Genomic DNA, 25,761 nt, shown 5'->3' on the forward strand with positions numbered 1-25,761 from the left:
AGCAGAGAGAAGAAGATGAAAAAGGGAAAGCAGGAAAAGATCAACGCTTGTCGAGCCGGCGCGCCGTGGTGTTGCCCACAAACTGCAGGATCTGCACCAGCACCACGAGCAGCGCCACGGTGAGCACCATCACGTCGGTCTGGAAGCGGTAGTAGCCGTAGCGGATCGCCAGGTCGCCGATGCCGCCGCCGCCCACCACGCCGGCCACGGCCGAGTACGAGAGAAAGCTCACGGCCAGCACGGTCAGCGCCAGCACCAGGCCCGAACGGGCCTCGACCAGCAGCACGCGCCAGACGATCTGCAGCTCCGATGCACCCATGGCGTGCGCCGCCTCGATCACGCCGCGCGGCACTTCGCGCAGGCACTGATCGACCAGCCGCGCCAGGTACGGAATGGCCGCGAACGACAACGGCACCGCGGCCGCCAGCGGCCCGATGGAGGTGCCCGCGATCACCCGCGTGAACGGCACCAGCGCCACCAGCAGGATGATGAAGGGGAAGGAACGGACCGTGTTCACGATCCAGTTCAGCACCAGGAACGCCGGCTTGTTCTCCAGCGACTGGCCGGGGCCCAGCAAGAACAGCAGGATGCCCAGCGGCCCACCGATCAGCACCGCGGCCGACAGGCCGATGGCCAGCATCATGAAGGTCTGGCCCGTGGCAACCCACAGCTCGGGAAGGATGGGAGCGATGTTTTCAAACATAGGCCGGCTCCTGGGCATTGAGGTTCAGCGAGGCGCCAGGTGCGGCGGATTCGCGGGCTTCGCGCACGTCCCTTTCGCGGCGGCGGACCAGCTCGTCGATTTCGCGGCCCAGCGCGGTCTTGCGTTCGGGCCCTGGGGCATCGACAGCGAACTGTTCGATCAGCTGGCCTTTTTCAAGAATGGCCACATTGCGGCACAGCACCTCGACCACCGACAGTTCGTGCGTGACGATCACGATGGTCACGCCGATCTTCTGGTTGATGTCGCGCAGCGTTTCGAGCAGCGCGCGGGTGGTTTCGGTGTCCAGCGCCGAGGTGGGCTCGTCGCACAGCAGCACCTGCGGACGCGGCGCCAGCGCGCGGGCAATGGCCACGCGCTGCTTCTGGCCGCCCGACAGCTGGGCCGGGTAGGTGTCGATCTTTTCGGCCAGGCCCACGAGAGCCAGGCATTCGCGCACCCGCGCATCGATCTCGGCCTTGGAGTGGCGACCGTGGATCTTCAGCGGGAAGGCCACGTTGTCGAACACCGTGGCGTTCTGCAGCAGGTTGAACTGCTGGAAGATCATGCCAATGTTCTGGCGCGTGTCGCGCAGCTCGCTGCGCGAAAGCGTGGTGAGGTCGCGCCCGCCGACGAAGACCTTGCCCGCATCGGGCCGCTCCAGCAGGTTGATGAGGCGTAGCAGCGTGGACTTGCCGGCGCCGCTCTTGCCGATCAGGCCGAACACGTCGCCCTGGTGGATGTCGAGCGAGAGCGACTGCACGGCGTCGAACACCTCGCCGCTGGGCAGGGCAAAAGACTTCTGCACCGATTGAAGACGGATGACCGGCGCCGCGTTGCCGCGGCCCGCATCGGACGAAGGATGGCTCATTGGGAAGAAGTGCGGCCAGCGAGAGCGCCGGACACGAAGGTTCGCGAAAAAGGTGCCGAGTATGAAAACAAAGGCGGCAAAAGGGAACGAAGAAAAAGGATGGTGTTTATATACGTAAACACATAAGAAAACCCGAACGCGAGCCATGCACGCCATATCGATATGCCTATTCGTTCGTTCCCAATCGCGTGCTGCAGTGCCACATTCGCGCCTTCATTTTTTGATTTCGCGTCACCATGCACACCACTTTCCGCCGCCGCACCCTCGCCCTTGCCACGCTGGCCGCCGCCCTTTTGGCCGGCAGCCCCGCCTTCGCGCAGGACAAGAACACCCTGAAGGTCGGCGTCTCCGTCGGCAGTTCCGAGCAGGTGTTCGAAGTGGTCAAGAAGGTCGCCGCCAAGGACGGCCTGAACATCCAGCTCGTGGTGTTCAACGACTACCAGTTGCCCAATGCGGCGCTGGCCTCGGGCGACCTCGACGCCAACGCGTTCCAACACCAGCCCTTCCTGGACAACCAGAACAAGGCGCGTGGCTTCGACCTCGTGCCCGTGGGCCTGACGATCACGGCGCCGCTGGGCTTTTACTCGCGCAAGATCAAGTCGATCGACCAGTTGCCCGACGGCGCTTCGGTCGGCATCCAGAACGACCCGTCGAACGGCAACCGCGCCCTGCTGCTGCTGCAGGCGGCCGGCCTCATCACGCTGAAGCCCGAGGCGGTGAAGAACAACACCGCCACGCCGCTCGACGTGGTGACCAACCCCAAGAAGCTGAAGCTGGTCGCGCTTGACGCCGCCCAGCTGCCGCGCTCGCTCGACGACCTGACCATTGCCGCCATCAACAACGACTACGCCGAGAAGGCCGGCCTGTCGCTCAACAAGGACGCCGTGATCAAGGAATCGGCCAAGAGCCCCTACGCCAACCTGATCGCCGTGCGCCGCGCCGACAAGGACAAGCCCTGGGCCAAGCGCCTCGTGGCCGCCTACCAGTCGCCGGAGGTGAAGAGCTTCATCGAAACGCAGTTCAAGGGTTCGCTCGTGCCGGCCTTCTGACCCGAGTCGCGGGCTTGCCCCTTGCCCCCTGCCCTCTGAGCGCGCGACGCGCCCAGGGGGCTTTTTTCTTTTGGCGGGCGTTCGTCTGAAGGTATCTTCCGGGCTCCAACAGATCTCGGAGGGTCCACACCATGTTTTCCAGACGCAGCCGCATGGCCGTTCTTGCCGGACTGGCCACACTGGCGCTGCTCGGCAACGCCACCACCGCCTCGGCCCAGCGCGCCACGGACGCCGGCCAGACGCCCGGCCAGATCAGCGTGACCGGCACGGCCGCCGTCCGCGTGGCGCCCGACGAGGTGTTCTTGACCATCGGCGTCGAAAGCCGCGACAAGAACCTGCAGGCGACCACCCGCGACAACAGCGACCGCATTGCCAAGGCGCTCGCGGTCATCAAGCGCCACGGCGTGCCCGAGAAGAACGTGCAGCTCAACTACACCAGGTGGAGCCCGACTTCGACACCAACGTCAGCCGCATCACCCCCGTGGCCTATCGCGCGCACAAGAGCATCGGCATCCGGATCACCAGGCTCGACAGCTTCGAACCCCTCCTGACCGACCTGTTCGCCGTGGGCGTCAATCAGGTCGAGAACATCGAGTTTCGCAATTCCGACATGCGCAAGCACCGCGACAAGGCCCGCGAACTGGCCGTCGTGGCCGCGCGCGAGAAGGCCGATGCCCTGACCGCCCAGCTCGGCGTGAAGCGCGGGCGGGCCGTGCGGATCAGCGAAGACAGCGGCTGGCGCTGGGGCGGCTGGAGCGGCAGCTACCGGGGCGGCCAGAACCTGATGCAGCAAAACACGGTGCAGTCGGCCCCCGGTTCAGGGCCCCAGGGCGACAGCGCGGACGGCGACCTCTCGGTCGGCCAGATCAGCGTCACGGCCACGATCAGCGTGGACTTCCTGCTCGAATAGCCCCGGTTCGGGAGCCCTTTCCACCCGTGAGAAAATACCCGGTTCCCCCGAACACCAACCCTACACAGTCAGGACACCCCATGGACGCAGAACAGATCAACCAAATCGGCGCAATGCTCGCGGACCTGAGCGTCCGCACGGTCGATTTACGGAGGTATCTTTGACTACGATGCCAAAGCTGAACGACTGAGGACAGTCAACGCATCGCTCGAAGACCCGAACGTCTGGAACGACCCGAAGAAGGCCCAGGAACTGGGCAAGGAGAAGAAGTCGCTCGACGACGTGGTCGTCACGCTCGACCGGCTCACCAACGGGCTCTCGGACAACACCGAACTCTTCGAAATGTCGAAGGCCGACGGCGACATGGACGGCCTGCAGGCCATCGCCGATGACGCCGGCCTGCTCGAAGCCGACATCAAGCAGCTCGAATTCCGCCGGATGTTCAACAACCCGGCCGACCCGCTCAACGCCTTCATCGACATCCAGGCCGGCGCCGGTGGCACCGAGGCTTGCGACTGGGCCAGCATGCTGCTGCGCCAGTACCTGAAGTACGCCGAGCGCAAGGGCTTCAAGACGCAGATCGAAGACGAGACGCCCGGCGACACCGCCGGCATCAAGGGCGCGACCATCAAGGTCGAGGGCGACTACGCCTTCGGCCTGCTGCGCACCGAGACCGGCGTGCACCGCCTGGTGCGCAAGTCGCCGTTCGACTCGTCGGGCGGGCGCCACACGAGCTTCGCCAGCATCTTCGTGTACCCGGAAATCGACGATTCGATCGAGATCGACATCAACCCGTCGGACGTGCGCACCGACACCTTCCGTGCCAGCGGCGCGGGCGGCCAGCACATCAACAAGACCGACTCGGCCGTGCGCCTGACGCACATCCCGACCGGCATCGTGGTGCAGTGCCAGGACGGCCGCAGCCAGCACAGCAACCGCGACGTGGCGTGGAAACGCCTGCGCTCGCGCCTGTACGACCACGAGATGCGCAAGCGCCAGGAAGAGCAGCAAAAGCTCGAAGACAGCAAGACCGACGTGGGCTGGGGCCACCAGATCCGCAGCTACGTGCTGGACAACAGCCGCATCAAGGACCTGCGCACCAACGTCGAAGTCTCGGCCACGCAGAAGGTGCTCGATGGCGACCTCGATGTGTTCATCGAAGCCTCTTTGAAGCAAGGCGTGTAAATCCAATGAGCCTGACGCACGGGAAGGTCGAAGCCTTCATCTTCGACATGGACGGCACCATGATCGACTCCATGCCCTGGCATGCGCGTTCGTGGGTCGAATTCGTGGCGCGCCACGGGCTGAAGCTCGACGTGAGCGACATCCTGGCACGCACCACGGGCCGCACCGGCACCGAGTGCATGCGCGAGCTGTTCGACCGCGAGCTCTCCGACGAAGAGTGCCAGGCCCTGGTGCACGAGAAGGAAGAGATCTACCGTGCCATGTTCAGCGACAACTTCACCGAAGTCGCGGGCTTCACCGCCTTTGCCAAGGCCGCCGTTGCGCGCGGACTCAAGGTGGCGGTGGGCACGGCGGGCGACAAGGGCAACATCGAGTTCGCCATGTCGCGCCTGAAGATGGACCCGCTGCCGCTCGCCATCGTCGGTGGCGACGAAGGCTTCTCGGGCAAGCCCACGCCCGCCATCTTTCTCGAAGCCGCGCGCCGCATCGGCGTTGCGCCCGAGCGCTGCATCGTCTTCGAAGACGCGCCCTTCGGCATCGAAGCCGCCCGCCGTGGCGGCATGCGTGCCGTGGCCGTGTGCAGCACCCATACCGCCGCCGAGCTTGCCGGCCCCCATGTGATTGCCGCGGTTCGTGACTACAACGAACTCGCCCATTCGAATTTTCTGGAGACCCTCGATGCTGCTGCGTGACGCCCAAGGCCAACCGATTGCCATTCGCCGCGAAGACTATGCCGCTCCGGCGTACTGGATCGACACCGTCGACCTCACCTTCGACCTCGACCCCGCCAAGACCCGCGTGCTCAACCGCATGCAGATGCGCCGCAACCCCGAAGTGCCGGTGGAGCCGCTGCGCCTGCACGGCGACGAACTGAACCTGGCACGCGTGCTGGTCAACGGCCAGGGCGCCTCGTTCCGCATGGAAGGCGACCAGCTCGTCATCGACGGACTGCCCGACGCTTTCGAGCTCGAAATCTTCACCACCTGCTGCCCCATCAAGAACACCAAGCTGATGGGCCTGTTCGTGAGCGAAGACACCTTCTTCACGCAGTGCGAGGCCGAGGGCTTCCGCCGCATCACTTACTTCCTCGACCGTCCGGACGTGATGGCGATGTACACCGTGACGCTGCGCGCCGCCAAGGCCGCCTACCCGGTGCTGCTGTCGAACGGCAACCTCGTCGAGCAGGGCGATCTGCCCGAAGGCCGCCACTTCGCCAAGTGGGTCGACCCCTTCAAGAAACCCAGCTACCTGTTCGCCCTGGTGGCGGGCAAGCTGGTGGCGCGCGAGCAGCGCATCAAGGCGCGCAACGGCAAGGAGCATCTGCTGCAGGTGTACGTGCGCGCCGGCGACCTCGACAAGACCGAGCACGCGATGAACTCGCTCATCAACTCGGTGCTGTGGGACGAAGCCCGCTTCGGCCTGCCGCTCGACCTGGACCGCTTCATGATCGTCGCCACCAGCGACTTCAACATGGGCGCGATGGAAAACAAGGGCCTGAACATCTTCAACACGAAGTACGTTCTGGCCAACCAAGCCACCGCCACCGACGCCGACTACAGCAACATCGAAAGCGTGGTCGGCCACGAGTACTTCCACAACTGGAGCGGCGACCGCGTGACCTGCCGCGACTGGTTCCAGCTCTCGCTGAAAGAAGGCCTGACCGTCTTCCGCGACCAGGAGTTCAGCCAGGACCTGTGCGCCGACGCTTCGGCCCGCGCCGTGAAGCGCATCGAAGACGTGCGCGTGCTGCGCACCGCCCAATTCCCAGAAGACGCGGGCCCCATGGCCCACCCGGTGCGGCCCGACAGCTACATCGAGATCAGCAACTTCTACACCGTCACCATCTATGAAAAGGGCGCCGAAGTCGTTCGCATGATGCAGACGCTGGTCGGCCGCAAGGGCTTCGAGGCGGGTATCACCCTCTACTTCGAACGCCACGATGGCCACGCCGTGACCTGCGATGACTTCGCACAGGCCATTGCCGACGCCAACCCCGATTCGGAACTGGCCCGCCAACTGCCGCAGTTCAAGCGCTGGTACAGCCAGGCCGGCACGCCCCGCCTGGCCGCGCACGGCGTGTACGACGCGCAGAACCGCAGCTACACGCTGAGCGTGGTGCAAAGCTGCCCGCCCACGCCGGGCCAGCCGACCAAGGAACCCTTCGTCATTCCGCTGAACATTGGCTTGCTCGATGCCAATGGCCGCGAGCTGCCTGTGCAGCTCGAAGGCGAAAGCGAAGTGACGCGCGGCACGCGCACGCTGGTGCTGTCGCGCGCCGGCGAACAGCTCACCTTCGTGGGCCTCGACGCCGAGCCCGTGCCTTCGATCCTGCGTGGCTTCAGCGCGCCGGTGATTCTCGACTTCGAGTACTCCGACGCCCAACTGCTGACCCTGCTGGCCAACGACCCCGACCCGTTCAACCGCTGGGAAGCCGGCCAGCGCCTGGGCCTACGCGCCGCGTTGCAAGGCATTGCCGCATTGGCAACCGACACCACCCCGGTGCTGAACGACGCCTACATCGACGCCATGCGCAGCGTGCTGCGCAACCCGCAGCTCGACGCCGCCTTCAAGGAACTGGTGCTCACGCTGCCGTCGGAAACCTACATCGCCGAACAGCTCGAAGTGGTCGACCCGCAGCGCGTGCATCTCGTGCGCGAAGCCATGCGTGCGCAACTGGCCACCGCCCTTTTTGCCGACTGGCAGTGGGCGTATGAAGAGAACCACGACACCGGCGCCTACAGCCCCGACCCGACCTCGTCGGGCCGCCGCGCACTGGCCGGCATGGCGCTCAACTTCCTGTGCCTGGCGGCGCGCGCCTCGGGCGACACCGTGTGGCCCGGCAAGACGCTGCAGCGCTTCAAGGACGCGGGCAACATGACCGACCGCTTCAACGCGCTCAACGCGCTGGTGTTGTCGGGCCACGCGCTCGCGGCGCAGGCGCTGGCGCGCTTCCACGCCATCTTCAAGGACGAAGCGCTGGTTATCGACAAGTGGTTCTCGCTGCAGGCCGGCGCCGGCGACCGCGGCGGCGACATCCTGCCGCTGGTCAAGCAGTTGATGAAGCACCCGGACTTCTCGCTCAAGAACCCGAACCGCGCACGCAGCGTCATCTTTGCCTATTGCAGCGCCAACCCCGGCGCCTTCCACCGCCCCGATGCGGCCGGCTACGTGTTCTGGAGCGACCGCGTGATCGAGCTCGACGCCATCAACCCCCAGGTGGCCGCACGCCTTGCGCGCGCGCTCGACCGCTGGAGCAAGCTGGCCGAGCCGTATCGCAGCGCAGCGCGCGAAGCGATTGCCCGCGTGGCCGCCAAGCCCGATCTGAGCAAGGACACGCACGAAGTCGTGACCCGCGCCCTGGCCGGAAACTAAGCAAGCCGGCAACCCAGCACAAGAGACACACAGAAAGCATATGGCTCAACAAAAGATTTCCCTCACCCGCTACCTCGTCGAACAACAGCGCGCCGACGGCCTCATTCCCGGCCAGTTGCGCCTGCTGCTCGAAGTGGTGGCCCGCGCCTGCAAGAGCATCAGCCAGGCCGTCAACAAAGGCGCGCTGGGCGGCGTGCTCGGCACCGCCGAGAGCGAGAACGTGCAGGGCGAGATCCAGAAGAAGCTGGACATCATCGCCAACGAAGTGCTGATCGAGGCCAACGAATGGGGCGGCCACCTCGCGGCCATGGCCAGCGAGGAAATGGACAGCATCTACGTGGTGCCCAACCGCTACCCGCAGGGCGAATACCTGCTGATGTTCGACCCGCTCGACGGCAGCAGCAACATCGACGTGAACGTCAGCATCGGCACCATCTTCAGCGTGCTGAAGAAGCCCGACGAACACCCCGGCGTGCAGGAAGGCGACTTTCTGCAGCCCGGCACGCAACAGGTGGCCGCCGGCTACTGCATCTACGGCCCGCAGACCACCCTGGTGCTGACCGTGGGCAACGGCGTGGCCATGTTCACGCTCGACCGCGAGCAAGGCAGCTTCGTGCTGACGCAGGAAGACATCCAGATTCCGGCCGATACGAAGGAATTTGCGATCAACATGAGCAACATGCGCCACTGGGACGCGCCCATGAAGCGCTACATCGACGAATGCCTGGCCGGCAAGGAAGGCCCGCGCGGCAAGGACTTCAACATGCGCTGGATTGCCAGCATGGTGGCCGACGTGCACCGCATCCTGATGCGCGGCGGCGTGTTCATGTACCCGTGGGACAAGCGCGAGCCCGAAAAGGCCGGCAAGCTGCGCCTGATGTACGAGGCCAACCCGATGAGCTGGCTGGTCGAGCAGGCCGGCGGCGCGGCCACCAACGGCAAGCAACGCATCCTGGACCTGAAGCCCACCAAGCTGCACGAGCGCGTGAGCGTGATGTTGGGTTCACGTAACGAAGTTGAGCGTTTGACCCAGTACCACGCCGAGAAGGCATGATTTCTTGGCTATAATCTGAGGCTTCGCCGGTGTAGCTCAGTCGGTAGAGCAGCTCATTCGTAATGAGAAGGTCGGGTGTTCGATTCATCTCTCCGGCACCAATATTTCCTCAAGAAATAGAGGCATCTAGGCCACCCCACAAGGGTGGCCTTTTTGCTTTGGGCGACAGCACTCTGCCCAAGCAACGGCCGTATCACAGGCGGTTTTCTGGCGTTGAAGCTCAAGCTCGGAATAGATGGCGCAGGGATGCAGTTCTAGGGATAAGATAGTGACCACACATCACACCTTTAACCCAGATGAAAAAGACCAACGCCGGGCTACGCACATCACCGAAGTCAGTACCTCCTGTGATTGCCCACGGCGATATCTCGATTGAAGAAGGCAATGATCTAGCACTCATCGAGCGAGTGCTGGAAATTTATGATCAAGGGCAACTGGCCGAAATCCTTGAGGAGGTTAGTCCAGGAAATTGGTGCCGAGAAACCATCAATCGCTGGATCAAGGGAAAAGCTTCGCCAAAGCTCTCATACGCGGAGTACAAACACCTGCGATCGCTCCTGCCCAAACCCAATACGACGGCAGCAGATTTCACTTTTATCGACCTTTTTGCTGGAATTGGCGGAATCAGAAAAGGATTTGAGGCTATTGGTGGAGAGTGTATTTTTACTTCCGAATGGGATAAAAATTCGGTTCGCACTTACAAAGCCAATCATCATTGTGATCCTACTCGACATCGCTTCAATCTTGACATTCGAGATGTGACGCTTTCGGCCAACTTGAAAGTAACCGAAGACGAAGCCTACGCGCACATAAATCGTGAAATTCCGGACCACGATGTACTTTTAGCTGGATTTCCTTGCCAACCCTTCTCTCTCGCAGGCGTATCAAAGAAAAACTCACTTGGACGGAAGCATGGATTTGAGTGTGAAACTCAAGGAACCCTGTTCTTTGATGTCGCGCGAATCCTGGCGGCAAAACGTCCAGCAGTTTTTCTCTTGGAGAATGTAAAAAACCTAAAAAGCCACGACAAAGGCAAGACTTTCAAAGTAATTTGCGAGACGCTTGACGAATTAGGCTACGAGGTGGCGGATGCAGATTCACCGAAAGGTCAAGACCCGCGAGTCATTGATGCAAAACTTTTTCTCCCCCAACATCGAGAAAGAATTGTTCTTGTCGGATTTCGTCGGGATCTGAATGTTCATGGGGGTTTTACGCTTAAGGATATAAATAAATATCTACCGAAGAAGCGACCAACCTTTGGCGACCTTCTCGACAAAGAAGTTGACAGTAAATACATTCTGACTCCCAAACTTTGGGCCTATCTTTACCAATACGCAGAAAAGCATCGCCAAAAGGGAAATGGATTTGGATTTGGACTTACCGGAGCCAATGACATTGCTCGCACCCTATCGGCTCGCTATCACAAAGATGGATCAGAAATTCTTGTAGATAGAGGCTTTACTTCAACCGAAGATTTTCATGGAGAAGCAAACTTAAAAAACCGCCCTCGAAGACTTACTCCTCAAGAGTGCGCCCGTCTAATGGGGTTTGACAAGCCCGGAAAGAATTCGTTTGTCATCCCAGTTTCTGACACACAGGCCTATAGGCAATTCGGAAATTCTGTTGCTGTTCCCGTATTCGAAGCCGTGGCAAAGCTCATGCGTGAGAGAATTCTAGAGGCCAAGAAAAAATCTGAGGGACTTTAGAGCGTCATCGCAAGAAATAGTCTTGCGATTTTCTCGTTAGTTGGTGACAATCTTTTCTTCAAAATCTGCCTCTTCGAGGCTGCAAGAGAAGGAAAGACATGCTAGGAGTGCCTCGTTCTCCGCTTGAAGTTGTGGCTGATGTCATGCGAAAGCATGGTGCCACCCGCATTTTCTTTAAGCTATTGTCAAATAACGACAATTCAAAACAGCAGATTTATTTCGGTGGAGATTTCGATGTCCTCCGAATAATTCCTCATGGAGAGATGTCGGGAGAGGTGAGTTCTAGAGACGGTACTGTTTTTAAAGCTCCCCTCAACTTGAGTTGGCTACCTTCAGATCTTGTCGGTTCGTCCTGTCCAGCACCTGGGGCACAGCTAATTTTTTATCCTCGCTACCCCGAAGTTCGGATGTCCGGCTTTTTGCGAGGATGCCCCATCGCCCCAAATCATCTAATGCACGCTCCCACGTTTGAGGAGCGGGCTTTGCGCATTTTCAAACCTAGATGCTTGATTCTGGGAGTTTGTTCCAACGATCGAATTCTGGCATTTGCGGGGGCGTGGGATAGCGACCTATCACGCGATGCGGTTGCTCGAATTGAAGACGAAAATGCCAACAATATTGCATCCGTTTTTTATGAACTCCAGCCTCCGCTGCAAAACTCAAGGCTGGAGCTAATAAATCGACTTCGGCTCATATATCAAAGCGGAGCAATTCCATCGCAAAAAATGGGGCCTTCTGGAGTAGCCCTCCCTTATGCGGCAAGAAATGGAGCAGGCTATACCCTTGAAAGCAAATTTGGAATTATCCCCAACGGAAGTTCCGAGCCCGATTTTATGGGATGGGAGCTAAAGGCACATAGCGGAGCAGCCGTCACACTAATGACTCCAGAGCCCGATGTAGGCAGCTACCGAGATGATCTCGGTCAATTCCTTACCAGCTATGGCCGAAGTAGCGACGTGCGCCGCGATTTCACTGGCAGGCATCAGACCGGAATCATCTGCAAAACGACATCTTTGATTCTTCAAATGGAAGGCTATGATCCGCATCGCGTGGAGATTACCGATCCAAACGGAGGGCTATTTCTTCGCGACCACGCCGGCAAACTTGCAGCTGGTTGGACCTTCAAAAAATTAGTCGGACACTGGTCTAAAAAACACGCCCAGACCGCTTACGTTACTTACAAAAAAAGTGCGGCTGCCGGAGAAAATTTCTACAGCTATGGCCCTCAAATACTTCTAGGCGAAGGAGCCGAACTGCAGACATTTCTTCGGGCACTCTACAGCGGCTCAATTTATTACGACCCAGGAATAAAGCAAACGTTCGAAGGCACAGAATGGCGATCAAAGAAGCGCAATCAATTCCGTGTCGGATGGAAAAATGTTGGCGGCCTCTATAGAAAATCCGTTTTCCTTACCCTTTAACTTCACATCATGGTTGATATAGTCAACCCCTCAGTTCGTTCGCGAATGATGGCTGGGATTAAAGGGAAAAATAATAAGACCGAAATACTAGTCCGTCATTTTCTGCATTCCAGGGGATACCGGTTTCGCCTTCATCGGAAGGATCTGCCCGGCCGCCCTGATTTAGTTCTTCCCAAATATCGTCTTGCCATATTCGTGAATGGCTGCTTCTGGCATCGCCATGCGGAATGCGCGTATGCAACTTCGCCCTCCACTAGAACGGATTTCTGGGCAGCGAAGCTGGATGGGAATGCAGAACGAGACAAACAACAGCGAGAACAGCTCGTTAGTTCTGACTGGCGCGTATTAACGATCTGGGAATGCGGATTGAAGCATGCCGCAAATCAACTAATCGAATTAGAAGCCTTGATCCAATCCAAAGAAATTGAAATGGAATGGCCTCTACTCCTGCCAAAGCCGCGGCCATCTAGAATTTAGGTTAACTCAGCGAACCGCCAAATGAAGGCATCGTAATGATAACCCCCCCGGTTAATCCTATTAAAGGGTAAACATTAGTTCTGGCAGGCGGATTCGTATATAGAGTGATGGTTCCACCACTGAAAGCCGTCATGCCTAGCGCTACCTACAACTTGATCCGCCAAGCCATCATGGATAAGTGCAGCATCAATGCGACGTACAACGGTCTGTTTCGCCAGCTATGTCCACATACCATTGGCCTAGGTAAGGACGGTCAAGAGCAAGCACTCTTTTATCAATACGCGGGCCAGAGCAGGAAGGGTTTAGCACCGCTCGGCGATCCCTCGAACTGGCGATGCGTACCGATTGCCACCCTGACAGGGGTTGTGCGGAATAGCGATGTTTGGCAGAGCGCAAACAATCACTCTGAGATTCAAAGCTGCGTCAAAACGGTTGATCTTGAAGTGACGTATTGAGCTTGGCCAGCACCCCTTCCTAGCCTTGGCTTGGACATGTCACCAGCTGTTGGAGCAACTGCTCTGCATCCTCTGCAAGATCCGAAGCGATCCACATGATGTTGCCCCGATGCCTCGCCCCAATCGCCTCAAACAACTGCTGCTCCTCCCCATAGCAGCAGTGCAGCAGAGACCGCAGCTGGGTCAACTTGTTCTCAAGAATGTCTTTCGCGTCCTGCGCTGAGGTTGCGTCGACGGAGGTAGGCGTGTTCTGCCCGGCGATAATTTCATCAGCCATTCGATGTGCTCGCTTTCCAAAGTTTGTGCACGTTGATTGGTCAGACGGCCATGGTGTTAGCGCACCTTGGCCGTCGCCTTTTCTGCCTCACACCGACATCGCTGCGGTGTGCATTTCGATGTCCCGCCGTGAGGCGCGGCGGTCGGCAAATATAAGAACAGAAGCGCTTCAACAGAGCGCCTGTGCACCGAACAAATCGAGCATCGAGCCAACTTTGCCCACATCGGCAAACCAAAACAAAATGCCCACCTGTCACGGCAATAAACCGACATGCAAGCCCCTTCCTTAACCCCCGCATTGGGCCCAGCCCTCAAGCGCTGGCGCCTGCTCCACCGCGTAAAGCAATCGCACGCAGCCGAACTCTTCAACGTCAACCAATCGACCATCTCGCGCTGGGAGTCCGGCACGCAGGCGATGGAGCCCGCCGAGCGCGCACGCGCTGAAGCGCTGTTGTCGGCCCGGCTCGATGCAGCCGCCGACCATGCGCTCGCCAGGCTCGTCGACGAGAGCCCGCGGCCGGTGCATCTGGTGTGCGACATCACGCATCGCCTGCTGGCCTGCTCCGCGCGCAGGGCCACCGAGTTCGGCGCGCCGCTCTCCACGCTGCTGGGCCGCTCGCTCTGGCGCTATGCCACGCCGGAAATCGCAGGCAAGGAAGCGATGCTCGAAGGCATCGGCTGGCGCGATGCGCTCGCACCGCCCTCTCTGGAGTTCGTCACGGGCACCAACGATTCGGCATTGGTGCCCATCGCGCAGAGCCTGTGCCGGTGGACACGGCTCACACTGTCCGATGGCACGTCGGCGCGGCTGGTCGAAACGCTCTGCTGACGCAGGCCTGCGGAGGCCCCGTCAGGACTTGAACTCGTCCGCCGCAATTCCAAGCTTGCGCAGCTTGTCATGCAAGGTCTGCCGCGCAATCGCCAGCGCAGTAGCGGTCGCCGGTTGGTCGCCCCGATGCTTGCGCAGCGCTTCAACGATCACCGCCCGCTCGAAAGACGCGACCTGCTGCGGCAGCCCGCTCGGCAAGGCGGGCACGCCTTCGGCAGCAGCAGCACTGCTACCGCCCACGCCGCGCGTCTGCGTCAGGCGTTCGCCGAGCAGGCCCAGCACGAAGCGGTCGGCCACGTTGCGCAGCTCTCGCACGTTGCCGGGCCAGGCGTAGGCCATCAAGTCGGCCAGTTGCGCGCTGGTCAGCAGCGGCGCGGCGCGCTCGTAGCGGGTGGCGGCCAGCAGGGTGAAGTGCTCGAACAGCAGCGGGATGTCTTCGCGCCGCTCGCGCAGCGGCGGCAGCTCGATAAAAGCGACGCCCAGGCGGTAGTACAGGTCGGCCCTGAACTTCTGCTGGTCGCTCATGGCCTTCAGGTCTTCCTTGCTCGCGGCGACGACGCGGCAGTCGAAGGGAATGGTCTTGTTGGCACCGATGCGCTCGATGCTGCGTTCTTGCAGCGCGCGCAGCAGCTTGATCTGCACGGCCATGGGCATGCTCTCGACTTCGTCGAGGAACAGGGTGCCGCCGCTGGCGTATTCGAACTTGCCGATGCGCACGCGGTTGGCGCCGGTAAAAGCGCCGGCCTCGTGGCCGAACAGTTCGCTCTCGGCCAGCGCTTCGGGCAGGCCACCGCAATTGAGCGGCACGAAGTGCTGGCGGCGGCGTGCGCTGTGGTCGTGCAGGCAGCGCGCGACCAGCTCCTTGCCGGTGCCGGTCTCGCCGTAGACGAGCACGTCGGCCGAGGTCTCGGCCAGGGTCTTGACGGTCTGGCGCACCTGCTGCATTTGGGCCGAGCGGCCGATCAGCACCGACTGGATGCCCTGCCAGTTCTCCAGCGCGTCGCGCAGCGCGCGCACCTGCAGCGTGAGCTGGCGGCGTTCGATGGCGTGGCGCACGATGGCCACCAGCCGTTCGGCGCTGAAGGGCTTTTCGATGAAGTCGTAGGCGCCCTCGCGCATAGCCTGCACGGCCATGGCGATGTGGCCGTGGCCGGTGACGAGGATCACGGGCAGCTCAGCATCGGTATCGCGCAGCTCGGGCAGCCACTCGGTGCCGCTGATGCCGGGCAGGCGCACGTCGCAGATCACGATGGCGGGCACGCCGAAGCCGATGTGCGGGCGTGCGCGCTCAACGCTCGCGAAGGATTCGACCTCGAAACCGGCCAGGGTCAGCAACTGGGTCGTGCTGATGCGGACGTCTTCGTCGTCTTCGACGAGCAACACCCGGATGGCTGGGGCTTCGCTCACTGGGGGGTCACTCCTGTTGTGCAATGGAAAGAAAGGGAACGGGGGCGTTGCGGGTCTCGGCAACGGCGGCGGGCAGGTCGATCACGAAACACGCGCCGCCGTCCTTGAGGTTGGCCGCGCGCAGTGTGCCATCCATGGCCCGCACCAATTGTGCCGAGATGACGAGCCCCAGGCCCAGCCCTGCCCCAGCGGGCTTGCCGGTCACGAAGGGCTCGAACAGGCGCGGCAGCACATCGGGGTGAATGCCGGGGCCGGTGTCGCTCACGCTGAGGATCACGCGGCCGTCTTTCTGCCGTGCCTCCAGGCGCAGGGTCCGCAATGGGGCGTCCTGCATGGCGTCGATGGCGTTGCGCATGAGGTTGACGAGCACGCTGCCCAGCGCGGCCTCTTCGGCCATGACACCGAGCGCGGCGGGCTGCACGTCGATCTCGAAGCTGATGCGCTGCTTTTTCGAGGCTTCGGCCACGATCACCTGTGCGTCGGCGATGGCCTGGGACAGCAGCAGCGGCTCCAGCGGCAGTTCGCTCTTGTGCGCGAAGGTCTTGAGCTGCGTGGTCAGGCGCGCAAGGCGGTCGACCATGCGGCGGATGCGTTCGAGGTTGCCGCGCACGTCGTCCAGGCGGTTTCTGTCGAGCAGGATGCCGGCGCTCTCCGACAGCGTGCGCATGGCCGTCAGAGGCTGATTGAGTTCGTGCACCACGCCGGCCGACATCTGGCCCAGCGCGGCCATCTTGCCGGCATGCACCAGCTCGCCCTGCGCGGCGCGCAGTTGGGCGGTGCGGGCCACCACGGTCGATTCGAGGGTGTCGTGCGCCGCCTGCAGCGCGGCCTGGTTGGCGAGCCGCTGGCGCACCGCGCGGCGGCGCTGCCACAGCGCGACGGCGAGCAGCAGCAGCACGGCCATCGCGAGGCTGGCGGTAATGGCCGCGTTGCGCGCGGCCACGCGCACCGGCGCCAGGTCGTCGAGCACCACGAGCTGCCACGGGGCGCCGCGCAGGGTCCGCGCCGTGGCGAGCTGGTCCCGGCCGTCGAGCGAGATCACCTGCACATCGCGGTCGAGCACCTCTTTCTGCGTCCACTGCAGCGGCTGCAGCTTGGCGTCGCCGTAGGGTCGCGAGCGCAGCACTTCGGCGCGCTGCAGTGCGTCGAGCGGCAGCAGCGGCCTGAATTTCAGGTCGTCGCGCGTGGACAAGATCACCACGCCGCGCTGGTCGATCAGCACCACGTCGCCCGGCAGCTTGCGCCAGGCGTGCTCGGCCTCCGAGAGGTTGATCTTCACGGCCACCACGCCGCGCGAGGGCTGGCCGCGCCGCAGCGCGTACGACAGGTAGTAGCCCGGCCGATTGCTGGTGACGCCCACGCCGTAGAAGCGCCCCCTGCCCTGTGCCAGCGCATCGATCACGTACGGGCGGAACGACAGGTCCTGGCCCAGGGTGGTGCCGGGCTTGTCCCAGTCGGATGCGGCCAGCGAGGTGCCGGCGCCATTCATCACGTAGAGCATCTCGGCGCCGGCCGTGGCGTTGACGCCGTCGAGGTAGCGATTGACGGCATCGCGCAAATGCAGGTCGGTGGGCGTGCCGAGCAGCGCCGGCACGATGGGCGTCATTTCGAGCAGCGCGGGGAGGTAGTCGAAGCGGGCCAGGTCGGCGTCGAGCCCGGTCGCGAGCATGTCGAGGCGGTGGTCGGCCGCCTCGCGCAGGCGCGCCAGACCGGCCTGCATGGCGAGCTGGTGGCCGGCAAAGGCGGCCACGGCCACCAGGGCCAGTGCGCCGCACCAGCGCGGCAGACCGCGCCATCCCCTTGTGCTGTCGGAAGGCATATCGAAACGCCGGACCGGCTCCCTTGAAATCATGGGAGCGTTATTGCACAAGGGCGGGCTGCCCGCATCGGTGGCAGCCCGATGGCCCCCATTTGTGGGGCCGGGCACACAAGCCCCGGCTCAGGCCTGGCGGGAGGCAGCCACTGCTGCCGGGCCGGCGGGCATGTGCGCGTCGGTGGCGTCGAGCACACGCTCGGGCTCGTTGGCTTCGAGCGTGCTTTCCTGGTTCAGGTGCTGGTGCATGCGCACGGTGTCGAGGTCGCCGGTCCACTTGGCGACCACGATGGTGGCCACGCCGTTGCCGATCAGGTTGGTCAGCGCACGGGCTTCGGACATGAAGCGGTCGATGCCCAGGATCAGCGCCAGCCCCGCCACGGGCACATGGCCCACCGCCGACAGCGTGGCCGCCAGCACGATGAAGCCGCTGCCCGTGACGCCCGCCGCGCCCTTCGAGGTGAGCAGCAGCACGGCCAGCAGCGTGAGCTGCTGCGTGAGCGTCATGTCGGTGTTGGTCGCCTGCGCGATGAACACCGCCGCCATCGTCAGGTAGATGGACGTGCCGTCGAGGTTGAACGAGTAGCCCGTGGGCACCACCAGCCCGACCACCGACTTCTTCGCGCCCAGGTTCTCCAGCTTGGCCATCATGCGCGGCAGCACGGATTCGCTGGACGACGTGCCCAGCACGATCAGCAGCTCTTCCTTGATGTACTTGATGAACTTCCAGATGCTGAAGCCATGGGCCCTGGCAATGCCCCCCAGCACCACGAAGATGAACAGCAGGCAGGTGGCGTAGAAGGTGGCCATCAACTGGCCCAGCTGCAGCAGCGAGCTCACGCCGTACTTGCCGATGGTGAAAGCCATCGCGCCGAAGGCACCGATGGGCGCGGCCTTCATGATGTAGCCCACGATCACGAAGAGCACGTGCGAGCCCTTCTCGATCACGTCGAACACCAGCGTGCCGCGGCCGCCGAAGCGGTGCAGCGCAAAACCGAACATCACGGCGATCAGCAGCACCTGCAGGATCTCGCCCTTGGCGAAGGCGTCGACCAGCGTGTTGGGGATGATGTTGAGCACGAAGTCGGTCGTGCTCTGCATCTTGCCGGGGCCCGTGTAGGCGGCGATGCCCTTGGTGTCGAGCTGGCTCACGTCGACGTTCATGCCCGCGCCGGGGCGCACGATGTTGATGATGACGAGGCCCACGATCAGCGCGACGCTGCTCACGATCTCGAAGTACAGCAGCGCCAGGCCGCCGGTCTTGCCGACCTTCTTCATGTCCTCCATGCCGGCGATGCCGACCACCACCGTGCAGAAGATGATCGGGGCGATGATCATCTTGATCAGCTTGATGAAGCCGTCGCCCAGCGGCTTCATCGAAGCGCCGGTGTCAGGATAGAAATGCCCCAGCAGCACCCCGAGCACGATGGCCGTGATGACCTGCAGGTACAGGGACTTGTAGAAGGGTTGGCGTACGGGTGGGTGGTCCACGAATGTCTCCTGGAAAATTTCAGACGCCGGCGGCATGCGCTTGCCGGCCGGCGTGGGGAGTACGACTGCCGGCATCGGCTGCCGACGGGCATGTCGATGTCGCGGCGGCGCAGGGCATGGCGGGTGCGTTGGCTTCGGCGATGCGCTCGCCAGTGCTCGTGAGGGCAAGGTCGCCCATGGTGTTCATCGGTTTTTGTCTCCTGTTGTGTCGTGGCCGGCTCCGCTTCGAACGGCAGGGCCGGCCCAGTGACTGAGCAATCGATATGCCACGCGCCGTGAGGCAGTGAATGCGCGCCAAGTCATTGATTTCATGAGGGAAATGGCTCAACCAAGAGACATGCTCCGCCGACGATCCGGCCGCAATGCAATCGCCCCGTCCGGACCGCCGGACCCCGGATCTAGGGCAAACCCTTAGCCCTTTCGAGGATCGGTAGCGGCGCTCCCCGCGCATATCTCATGCGTGGACAGCCGTGAGCCCGCTCCCTACGATTCCCCTCGATGAACATCGAGAAACTCAAGGGCAAGCTCGCCTTCTTGCGCGAGGCGGAAAAACTCAAGGACGTGCTGCGCAGCGGCCACACCTCTTCCGGCCGCGCCGAGAGCACCGCCGAGCACAGCTGGCGGCTGTGCCTGATGGCGATGGCGTTCGAAGAAGAGCTGGCCGGGCTCGACGTGCTGAAGCTGCTCAAGCTGTGCGTGGTGCACGACCTGGGCGAGGCCATTCACGGCGACATTCCGGCGGTGAGCCAGACCGCCCACCCCGACAAGAGCGAGCGCGAACGCGCGGACCTGCTCACGCTGATGGTGCCGCTCGACGAGAAGCTGCGCGGCGAGCTGCTGGCGCTGTGGGACGAGTATGAAAACGCCGCCTCCCCCGAGGCCAAGGCCGTGAAGGCACTCGACAAGCTCGAAACCATCCTGCAGCACAACCAGGGCGCCAACCCCGAGGACTTCGACTACGCCTTCAACCTCGGCTACGGCAGGAAGCACACAGGCACCACGCCGCTGTTCAGCGCCCTGCGCGTGCTGGTCGACGACGACACACGGCAGCGCATCGTGCCGCTGCTGATCCGCGAGGAACGGGCGGGCGACGCGGCGGCGATCGAGCGTGTCACCGTGGCTGCGTTCGCGGATGCGGCGCACACGAGCCATACGGAGCAGTTCATCGTCAACGCGCTGCGGCGCGCGGGGCAGCTCACGGTGTCGCTGGTGGCGCAGGTGGGTGAAGACGAAGAGATCGTGGGGCACGTGGCGGTGTCGCCTGTGTCGATTTCTCCTTCAGGTGCGGCTGGCTGGTATGGATTGGGGCCGATTTCGGTGGTGCCTGGACGGCAAGGGCAAGGCGTGGGGGCTGCGCTGATGAAGGCTGCGCTGGAGCGCTTGCGGCAGGCGGGTGCTGCAGGATGCGTGGTGCTGGGGGAGCCGGCGTACTACGGGCGCTTCGGGTTTGTTGCGCGGCCGGGGCTTGTGCTGCCGGGGGTGCCTGCTGAGTACTTTCAAGCCACCTGTCTGCGGGGCGCTTGCCCAATTGGCGATGTGAACTACCACTCGGCGTTCAATGCGACGGCGTAGCGCGCCTTACGTGAAAACATGAGGCAAGCAGAAGCGCCCAAAAAATAAAATGTCTCTTATTTCTTCGATTTCGAAATTGATGCCTTGATAAATTCTTTTACATCGAAATCCCCCTTCGGCGAGCACCGCGGAAGGAGAGAGGCCTCCGCATCACTGATCGATTCAACGCGATCAAGGATATCTGTACTTTTTTGATTTCCCGAAACGCCCCACGCAAACTTGGTTTTCGAAGCATCAGCATCAGGAATATAGTTTTCCGTCTTCCCAATGAAACCCCAATTTCCTTCTGATTTTCTTTGGAAAAGACCGTAAGAATCCAAAATCACGAGAGGTGAAAATCTTTGATGAGAAATCGAAAAATCAATCACCGGCTCTTTGGAAAATACGTTAAATATTTCCGCCACATGCCCATCGTTGATTCTTGACACTATGCGACCAAACCCGAATCCACCTTCATCCATTTGAAATGAAAAAATGTCACCGGGCTCTATTTTTTCCCTGTTTCTTTTTTTGAATTCATGAGTCTTCATAATGAACCTTCGTTTCAATCCTAGCATTTACCATTCAATTTCTTGAGCGCCTGAGAGCGTGCGTTGTTAAAGTAGGTTTGCCTGCCTTGCGCTCTAATTTTGCTTTCGGTATCGAATGAATTTATCTTGTTTCCCCGCTCTTTGAATGTTTTCGCATCACTCAAATCAGAACCAACAGTTCCAGTTTTTGTTTTGTAGTGCTCAATGTGTGCTTGCTCGGTACCACGTGCTTGCCCATACGTCACACCACGTTCGACTCGCTCCATCACGGCACCCTTAGGCAATCTCCCGCTGTCTGCATGCTCCGTTCGTCGAGTGTCAAATCGTCCATCTTCTGTAATGCCAACATAGTATGGTTTATTCGCCTGCCTAGCGGCTTCAGATTCATACAGATGGTAAACGCTATATCCAGGTGCAGTCTCTGGTGTAAGTCCAAGAGGATCGAACAGGCTTATTGGATTTGAAGCGAATGACTGAAGGTTGAGGCCGCCCTCCAATCCAATGGGATCAAGGCTGATGAACCGTCCGATATCCGGGTCATAGAACCGAAACGTGTTGTAGTGCAGCCCGGTATCCCTGTCGAGATACTGCCCCTGGAAGCGCAGGTTCTGCTCAATCTCCGGCCGACTGCCCTCTCGAAGCAGCCGCCCATCGAGCGCCGTCACTTCCCATTGCTCGCTGACCGTATTGCCCCAAGTCTTGTAGCTGGCACGCCAGCAAAGGTTGCCCTCCGTATTGCTCAACTCCTCGGGCAGGCCCACCTGATCGGTGTGGAAGTAGCGAACCTCGCCGGGCCGGTAGTTGTCGTCGTTGACCGATTGGCGTGGTGCGATGGCATCGTCGGCGGTACCCAGCCCACCGGTATCCGTCGGCTTGCCCTTTTCATCCAGCCGCGCCAGAGGCACATAGCTGTCGGGCTCGTACACATAGGTCGCAATGCTCGCGCCGCGCCTCTCCTCGATGAGGCGCATGCCTTCCCAAATGAAATGGGTGCTGCCAAAAGCATCGTGCTTGGCAACCCGGCGCCCCAAGGCGTCGTAGTCGAAGCGCGTCGTCTGGGTCGTGGCATGTTCTGTACCGGGCCTTCGGGTGGTCTGGACCGCGACAAGGCGGCTTTCGTCGTCCCACTCGAAGCGTTGATCGGTGTGCTTGCCGGACCTCTTGCGAATCAGGCGTCCATGACCGTCGTAAGCGTAGCGCTTGTCTTCGAACACGCGCACAAGGTTGTCGCGCACATAGCCACGGACCGGGCCTTGGCCGCCGCCGTTGCTTGTTGCTCCGTCGAGCAGATTGCCGGCGGGGTCGTAGGCAAAGCGCTCATGGTTGGTAGCGCTCCCCCCAGCCACCGGAACCCGCCCCGGTAGCGGCGCGCGCACTGTCTCTTCAATTCGCCCCGTCGCGTCGTAACGGTGGCTCACCACGCCTTGCAGGCTGTGCCGGGTTTGCCGCAGTTCGCTCACAGGGTCATAGCTGTACTCCTTCATCAGCCCGTCGAGTACACGGGCTTGAGAAGTGCCTGCGCTGTCAATGGCCTGGCGCCAGGTCGCGTCCTGGGTCGTGAAGGACTCTGCCAACGAGCCGGGGCGGCACCACGTGGCAGCGCGCCGCCCCAGCGGATCCAGCGCAAAGCGGGTTGCCAACGACCCCTGGCTGCGCGCAATCTCGCGGTGCAGGTCATCCCTCTCGATGTCGCTGATCAACTGGTGGATCGCAGGCTCATCCCCATGCTGCCGAGACAGATTGACCTGATGCAGATGACCCGAGCCGTAGTACAGGTAGTTCAACGCCCGCTGGGCGGACTGGCCCGGCAGGGTTGGCAAGACCGTCTGGGTCCGGTTGCCCAGCGCATCGTGGTCGTGCCGCAGGCTGTGCCGCTCTCCGGTGATCTCGTCGGTGACGGTCTCGGCGATCAGGTTGCCGAGCTTGTCGTATTCGAAGCTGGTGCGATGCAGCGGACGGAGTCTTGCAGCTGACGCGGAGGCATGTCCCTCGACCTCGGCCATCACCTGAAGCTTGACGGCTTCGGTCAATTGGTCGAGTGCGTCGTAGCGGAAAAGGTAGTGGTGGCCGGCAGTCCGCTTTTCGATCAAGCGGCCCGCGACATCGCGGATGAGCTCCGTGCGCAGGGGCTGCACAGCCGAGCGCACATCCGCCGGCTTCGTCAGCTCCAGGTCGTCGTCGCCGATCCCGGGGTAGTGGGTCACGGCTGCGGGCTGGCCGTTGGCGTCGTATTCGACCTGCACGCGCGTCCCTCCCACGCGGCGTTCTTCGACCACGCGATCGGCCGCGTCATAGATGAACTCGAACCGCAGGCCGTTTTCATTGACGAGCGAGTGAAGGCGCTGCGCGCCGTCGTAATTCAACGAGATTTGCCGCCCCTCGGCATCCCGGCGGGCCAGCAGCTGGCCGCGTGGATTGAGTGCAAACCGGGTATCGCGGCTCAGTGCATCGCTTGCCCCGATCAGGCGACCGGCCGAGTCGTAGCTGTACGTTTGATGGCTGTTGTCGGGCTCCGAGATGGTCAGCAGGCGCCCCATCGCATCATGGGTCAACCGGGTTTGCTGGCCGGCAGCGTCGGTGATGACCTTGAGGTAGCCCCAGTTGTCATAGGCATAGCGAGTGGTCTTGTCCGAGCAATCGGTGAAGGCCGTCAACTGCGCTCGCGCATTCCAGTTCAGTCGCTTGAGGCCACCCTTGGCATCGGTAATGACCTCGGCCAGTCCGAAGCGGTTGTAGCCATAGCGGGTCTCCTGCCCTGCAGGATCGATGACAGCGGTGTTGTTGCCGCGCTCGTCGTACTCGAAACGGTAGATGCCCCCATCGGGCAGCGTGATCTTGAGCGGCGCGAACCAGCGATCGTCCCAGAGGGTGTGGGTGACTCGCCCCAACGCGTCGATCTTGGCTTCAGGCAATCCATGACCGTTGTATTCGAAGCAGATGACATCCTTGCCCGGATTCACCACGCGCAGCAACTGACTGGCGTCGTTCCACTCCATCGTCCAGCGCCGATTCAACGGATCAGCGAAGCTGGTCAGGTTGTAGTGCGAGTCCCACTCCCATCGGGAGCGCCTGCCGAGCTGATCGACGGCCACGGTCTGCCCGCCTTCGGCACGCACGTGATAGTCGACTTCGTAATGCTCGCCGTCGCTGCTCCAATGGCGCAGCACGCGCCGGGTCTGCTCGGGCCCGGTGCCAGCGCCCCTGGGCTCCCACGCATAGTTGCACTCGAAGCCCGAGGCAAAGGTCTGTTGCACCATCAGCCCGTCGACATAGGCAAAGGTGCGAACCGTGGCCTGGGTGCGGTCGACGACCCGGCTGAGCTGGCCGTCGGCGCCGTAGTCGTAACGAACCAGCACCCCGGCGTTTTCGTCCGATGCACCTTGATCGAGGTGCACCGCACGCAGCCGCGGAAGTTGTGCGGCAGCTTGTTCGTACGCCAACCGAAGGAGCCGCCCCACGCTGTCCGCGATGTTGGTCAAGCGCCCCTGATCGTCACGCCGGAACGCCAGCCAGTTGTCGTTGCGATCGCGCAGGCGCTTGAGCCGCAGCACCTGATCGCCGGGCTGCTCGGCCGCCCCGCCGAACTGATAGAACAAGCCGTCGGGCGTCTGTATTTCGTAGTGACCGCCCGGCGTGCAACCAATGGTCAACAGCTCCGCCGTGTTGTACAGCCCCTGCCCCGGCTGGATCGCGGGCAGGTCGATCTTGCGCCCCTGATCGTCGACGAAGATCAGCGCCTCGGCCGGCGTACCGCGCTGAAGAATATGCAGCTCCACGCTGTAAGGAATGCTCCAGCCGGCGCCGAACATCCCATCGACGCGGGTGTCGCTGCTGCTGTAGCGGCGCTTCCATTCAATCGGCAGTGGCCCTGGCAAGACGAAGTCGGTATCGTCATCGCCCAGCAAGACCTTGCCACCGGTCGCCGGATTGACCGGGTAACCGATCAGCGAGCGAAAGCCCTTGCCCAGCGCGTCTCCTGCCATCCCCGCAATCAGGCCCAGGCCCATGCAACCGATGCGGCCCGGAAAGCTTCCCTTCGCCATCGCCAGCCCGATGACGATCTCGAGCCCGGTCTCCCACCACTCCTTGTCTTCCGCAACCTCGAGATAGGCCGTCTTGTTGCCGCCGAAGAAAACGTTCGGACTGCCCTCTGTGATCTTTGCGGCGCACTGGGTCTTGTCGCCCTTGCGGGCTGCGGGAAAGGTGTTGATCCAGACTGAATCCGAGCCTTCGGCAACCGGAATCGGAGGCCCCGAATGCTTGCTGCACACCGCCTTGTCGGTGATGGCACGCGCCGCAAACAGGTTGTTGACGAACACATTCGGCGAGCCCATCACCGACAGCATTCCGGTGATGTCGGGCGAGCCGATGTCCTCGGTCAGCTCCTGTATCTTTTTTTCCTTGTAGGCACTCCACCCTGTGGCGCTGCCGATGAAGCCGGCAACCAAACCACCCACGATGATGGCGCCACAGCCCATCGTCGCAATGGAGCCACCCACGGCGAGTGTGATGACCGCCGCAACGGCCAGTCCCTCTACAAGGCTGGTGCCCACGCGCAACGCAACGCGTGCGAGGCGAGCCCAGATCGACACGTGGCCGATCTTGTCTGTGATGCGCGCTGCTTCCGGCATGAGCGACCGACC

At 61.9% G+C, this 25,761-nt stretch carries 20 protein-coding genes, 1 tRNA gene and 2 pseudogenes; 14 read left to right on the plus strand and 9 right to left on the minus strand.

Features of this window, described 5'->3' with window-relative positions; genetic code table 11:
* Positions 1-40: 40 nt before the first annotated feature.
* Together ACGLHS_RS25005 and ACGLHS_RS25010 are read right to left on the minus strand one after the other, a co-directional pair.
* Entirely contained in the window at positions 41-703 is a 663-nt protein-coding gene (locus ACGLHS_RS25005) for a methionine ABC transporter permease (protein WP_394484157.1), read from the minus strand.
* The gene (locus ACGLHS_RS25010; RefSeq protein WP_394484159.1) at positions 696-1,571 is read right to left on the minus strand and encodes a methionine ABC transporter ATP-binding protein; all 876 of its coding nucleotides are present in this window, start codon (positions 1,569-1,571) and stop codon (positions 696-698) included. Before ACGLHS_RS25010 ends, ACGLHS_RS25005 begins: the two co-directional genes overlap by 8 nt.
* 236 nt (positions 1,572-1,807) lie before the next feature.
* Here ACGLHS_RS25010 and ACGLHS_RS25015 point away from each other — a divergent pair, with 236 nt between their 5' ends.
* The 11 genes and pseudogenes from ACGLHS_RS25015 (at position 1,808) to ACGLHS_RS25065 (ending at position 13,200) form a co-directional block, all read left to right on the plus strand.
* Positions 1,808-2,620, plus strand: coding sequence for a MetQ/NlpA family ABC transporter substrate-binding protein (locus tag ACGLHS_RS25015; RefSeq protein WP_394484161.1), 813 nt, complete (start codon positions 1,808-1,810; stop codon positions 2,618-2,620).
* A gap of 152 nt (positions 2,621-2,772) precedes the next feature.
* A pseudogene (locus tag ACGLHS_RS25020) lies at positions 2,773-3,530 on the plus strand (SIMPL domain-containing protein).
* An 80-nt stretch (positions 3,531-3,610) separates the two neighbouring features.
* A protein-coding gene (gene prfB / locus ACGLHS_RS25025; protein ID WP_143012466.1) for a peptide chain release factor 2 occupies positions 3,611-4,715 on the plus strand; the annotation gives its coding sequence in 2 pieces (ribosomal slippage) (positions 3,611-3,691 and positions 3,693-4,715; 1,104 coding nt in all).
* Positions 4,716-4,720: 5 nt separating this feature from the next.
* Complete coding sequence (locus ACGLHS_RS25030; protein WP_093238781.1) at positions 4,721-5,407, plus strand: HAD family phosphatase; 687 nt, start codon at positions 4,721-4,723, stop codon at positions 5,405-5,407.
* Positions 5,394-8,087 carry an aminopeptidase N gene (gene pepN / locus ACGLHS_RS25035; RefSeq protein WP_394484164.1) on the plus strand — a complete coding sequence of 898 codons (2,694 nt, stop codon included), beginning with the start codon at positions 5,394-5,396 and terminating at the stop codon, positions 8,085-8,087. The genes ACGLHS_RS25030 and pepN overlap by 14 nt, the downstream gene beginning before the upstream one ends.
* 40 nt (positions 8,088-8,127) lie before the next feature.
* Positions 8,128-9,141, plus strand: coding sequence for a class 1 fructose-bisphosphatase (locus ACGLHS_RS25040; protein WP_394484166.1), 1,014 nt, complete (start codon positions 8,128-8,130; stop codon positions 9,139-9,141).
* Between the two features lie 25 nt (positions 9,142-9,166).
* A tRNA-Thr gene (locus ACGLHS_RS25045) sits at positions 9,167-9,242 on the plus strand.
* A 195-nt stretch (positions 9,243-9,437) separates the two neighbouring features.
* Positions 9,438-10,847 carry a DNA (cytosine-5-)-methyltransferase gene (dcm, locus tag ACGLHS_RS25050; protein WP_394484168.1) on the plus strand — a complete coding sequence of 470 codons (1,410 nt, stop codon included), beginning with the start codon at positions 9,438-9,440 and terminating at the stop codon, positions 10,845-10,847.
* Positions 10,848-10,945: 98 nt separating this feature from the next.
* Positions 10,946-12,268, plus strand: coding sequence for an MvaI/BcnI family restriction endonuclease (locus ACGLHS_RS25055; RefSeq protein ID WP_394484170.1), 1,323 nt, complete (start codon positions 10,946-10,948; stop codon positions 12,266-12,268).
* Positions 12,269-12,277: 9 nt separating this feature from the next.
* Entirely contained in the window at positions 12,278-12,745 is a 468-nt protein-coding gene (locus tag ACGLHS_RS25060) for a very short patch repair endonuclease (protein ID WP_394484172.1), read from the plus strand.
* 131 nt (positions 12,746-12,876) lie between these two features.
* Positions 12,877-13,200: a hypothetical protein gene (locus ACGLHS_RS25065; RefSeq protein WP_394484174.1), complete on the plus strand. Its 324-nt coding sequence runs from the start codon at positions 12,877-12,879 to the stop codon at positions 13,198-13,200.
* 19 nt (positions 13,201-13,219) lie between these two features.
* On the opposite strand, the gene ACGLHS_RS25070 is transcribed toward ACGLHS_RS25065, so the two are convergent.
* Positions 13,220-13,477 carry a hypothetical protein gene (locus tag ACGLHS_RS25070; RefSeq protein WP_394484176.1) on the minus strand — a complete coding sequence of 86 codons (258 nt, stop codon included), beginning with the start codon at positions 13,475-13,477 and terminating at the stop codon, positions 13,220-13,222.
* 270 nt (positions 13,478-13,747) lie between these two features.
* On the opposite strand from ACGLHS_RS25070, the gene ACGLHS_RS25075 reads away from it, so the two are divergent.
* Positions 13,748-14,305 (plus strand): helix-turn-helix domain-containing protein, encoded by a 558-nt coding sequence (locus ACGLHS_RS25075; protein ID WP_394484178.1) that lies wholly within the window; start codon positions 13,748-13,750, stop codon positions 14,303-14,305.
* Between the two features lie 21 nt (positions 14,306-14,326).
* Here ACGLHS_RS25075 and ACGLHS_RS25080 read toward each other — a convergent pair whose 3' ends face one another.
* From ACGLHS_RS25080 to ACGLHS_RS25095, 4 genes are all read right to left on the minus strand, one after another.
* On the minus strand, positions 14,327-15,712 hold the full coding sequence (locus ACGLHS_RS25080) for a sigma-54-dependent transcriptional regulator (RefSeq protein WP_394484180.1): 1,386 nt from the start codon (positions 15,710-15,712) through the stop codon (positions 14,327-14,329).
* Between the two features lie 7 nt (positions 15,713-15,719).
* On the minus strand, positions 15,720-17,564 hold the full coding sequence (locus tag ACGLHS_RS25085) for an ATP-binding protein (protein WP_394484182.1): 1,845 nt from the start codon (positions 17,562-17,564) through the stop codon (positions 15,720-15,722).
* An 87-nt stretch (positions 17,565-17,651) separates the two neighbouring features.
* Positions 17,652-19,052, minus strand: a complete 1,401-nt coding sequence (locus ACGLHS_RS25090; RefSeq protein WP_093238766.1) for a dicarboxylate/amino acid:cation symporter — start codon at positions 19,050-19,052, stop codon at positions 17,652-17,654.
* The gene (locus tag ACGLHS_RS25095; protein WP_394484184.1) at positions 19,036-19,203 is read right to left on the minus strand and encodes a hypothetical protein; all 168 of its coding nucleotides are present in this window, start codon (positions 19,201-19,203) and stop codon (positions 19,036-19,038) included. The genes ACGLHS_RS25090 and ACGLHS_RS25095 overlap by 17 nt, the downstream gene beginning before the upstream one ends.
* A 311-nt stretch (positions 19,204-19,514) precedes the next feature.
* Here ACGLHS_RS25095 and ACGLHS_RS25100 point away from each other — a divergent pair.
* Both ACGLHS_RS25100 and ACGLHS_RS25105 read left to right on the plus strand, forming a co-directional pair.
* A pseudogene (locus tag ACGLHS_RS25100) lies at positions 19,515-20,072 on the plus strand (HD domain-containing protein); the annotation flags it as partial.
* Positions 20,073-20,588, plus strand: a complete 516-nt coding sequence (locus ACGLHS_RS25105) for a GNAT family N-acetyltransferase (RefSeq protein ID WP_394484353.1) — start codon at positions 20,073-20,075, stop codon at positions 20,586-20,588.
* A gap of 56 nt (positions 20,589-20,644) precedes the next feature.
* Here the strand turns inward: ACGLHS_RS25105 and ACGLHS_RS25110 are convergent, their stop codons facing one another.
* Both ACGLHS_RS25110 and ACGLHS_RS25115 read right to left on the minus strand, forming a co-directional pair.
* Complete coding sequence (locus tag ACGLHS_RS25110; RefSeq protein WP_394484186.1) at positions 20,645-21,118, minus strand: Imm26 family immunity protein; 474 nt, start codon at positions 21,116-21,118, stop codon at positions 20,645-20,647.
* Positions 21,119-21,138: 20 nt separating this feature from the next.
* Positions 21,139-25,749 (minus strand): RHS repeat-associated core domain-containing protein, encoded by a 4,611-nt coding sequence (locus ACGLHS_RS25115; protein WP_394484188.1) that lies wholly within the window; start codon positions 25,747-25,749, stop codon positions 21,139-21,141.
* Positions 25,750-25,761: the final 12 nt, after the last annotated feature.

This window comes from Variovorax sp. VaC1 (genome assembly GCF_043658315.1).
Lineage (GTDB): Bacteria > Pseudomonadota > Gammaproteobacteria > Burkholderiales > Burkholderiaceae_C > Variovorax.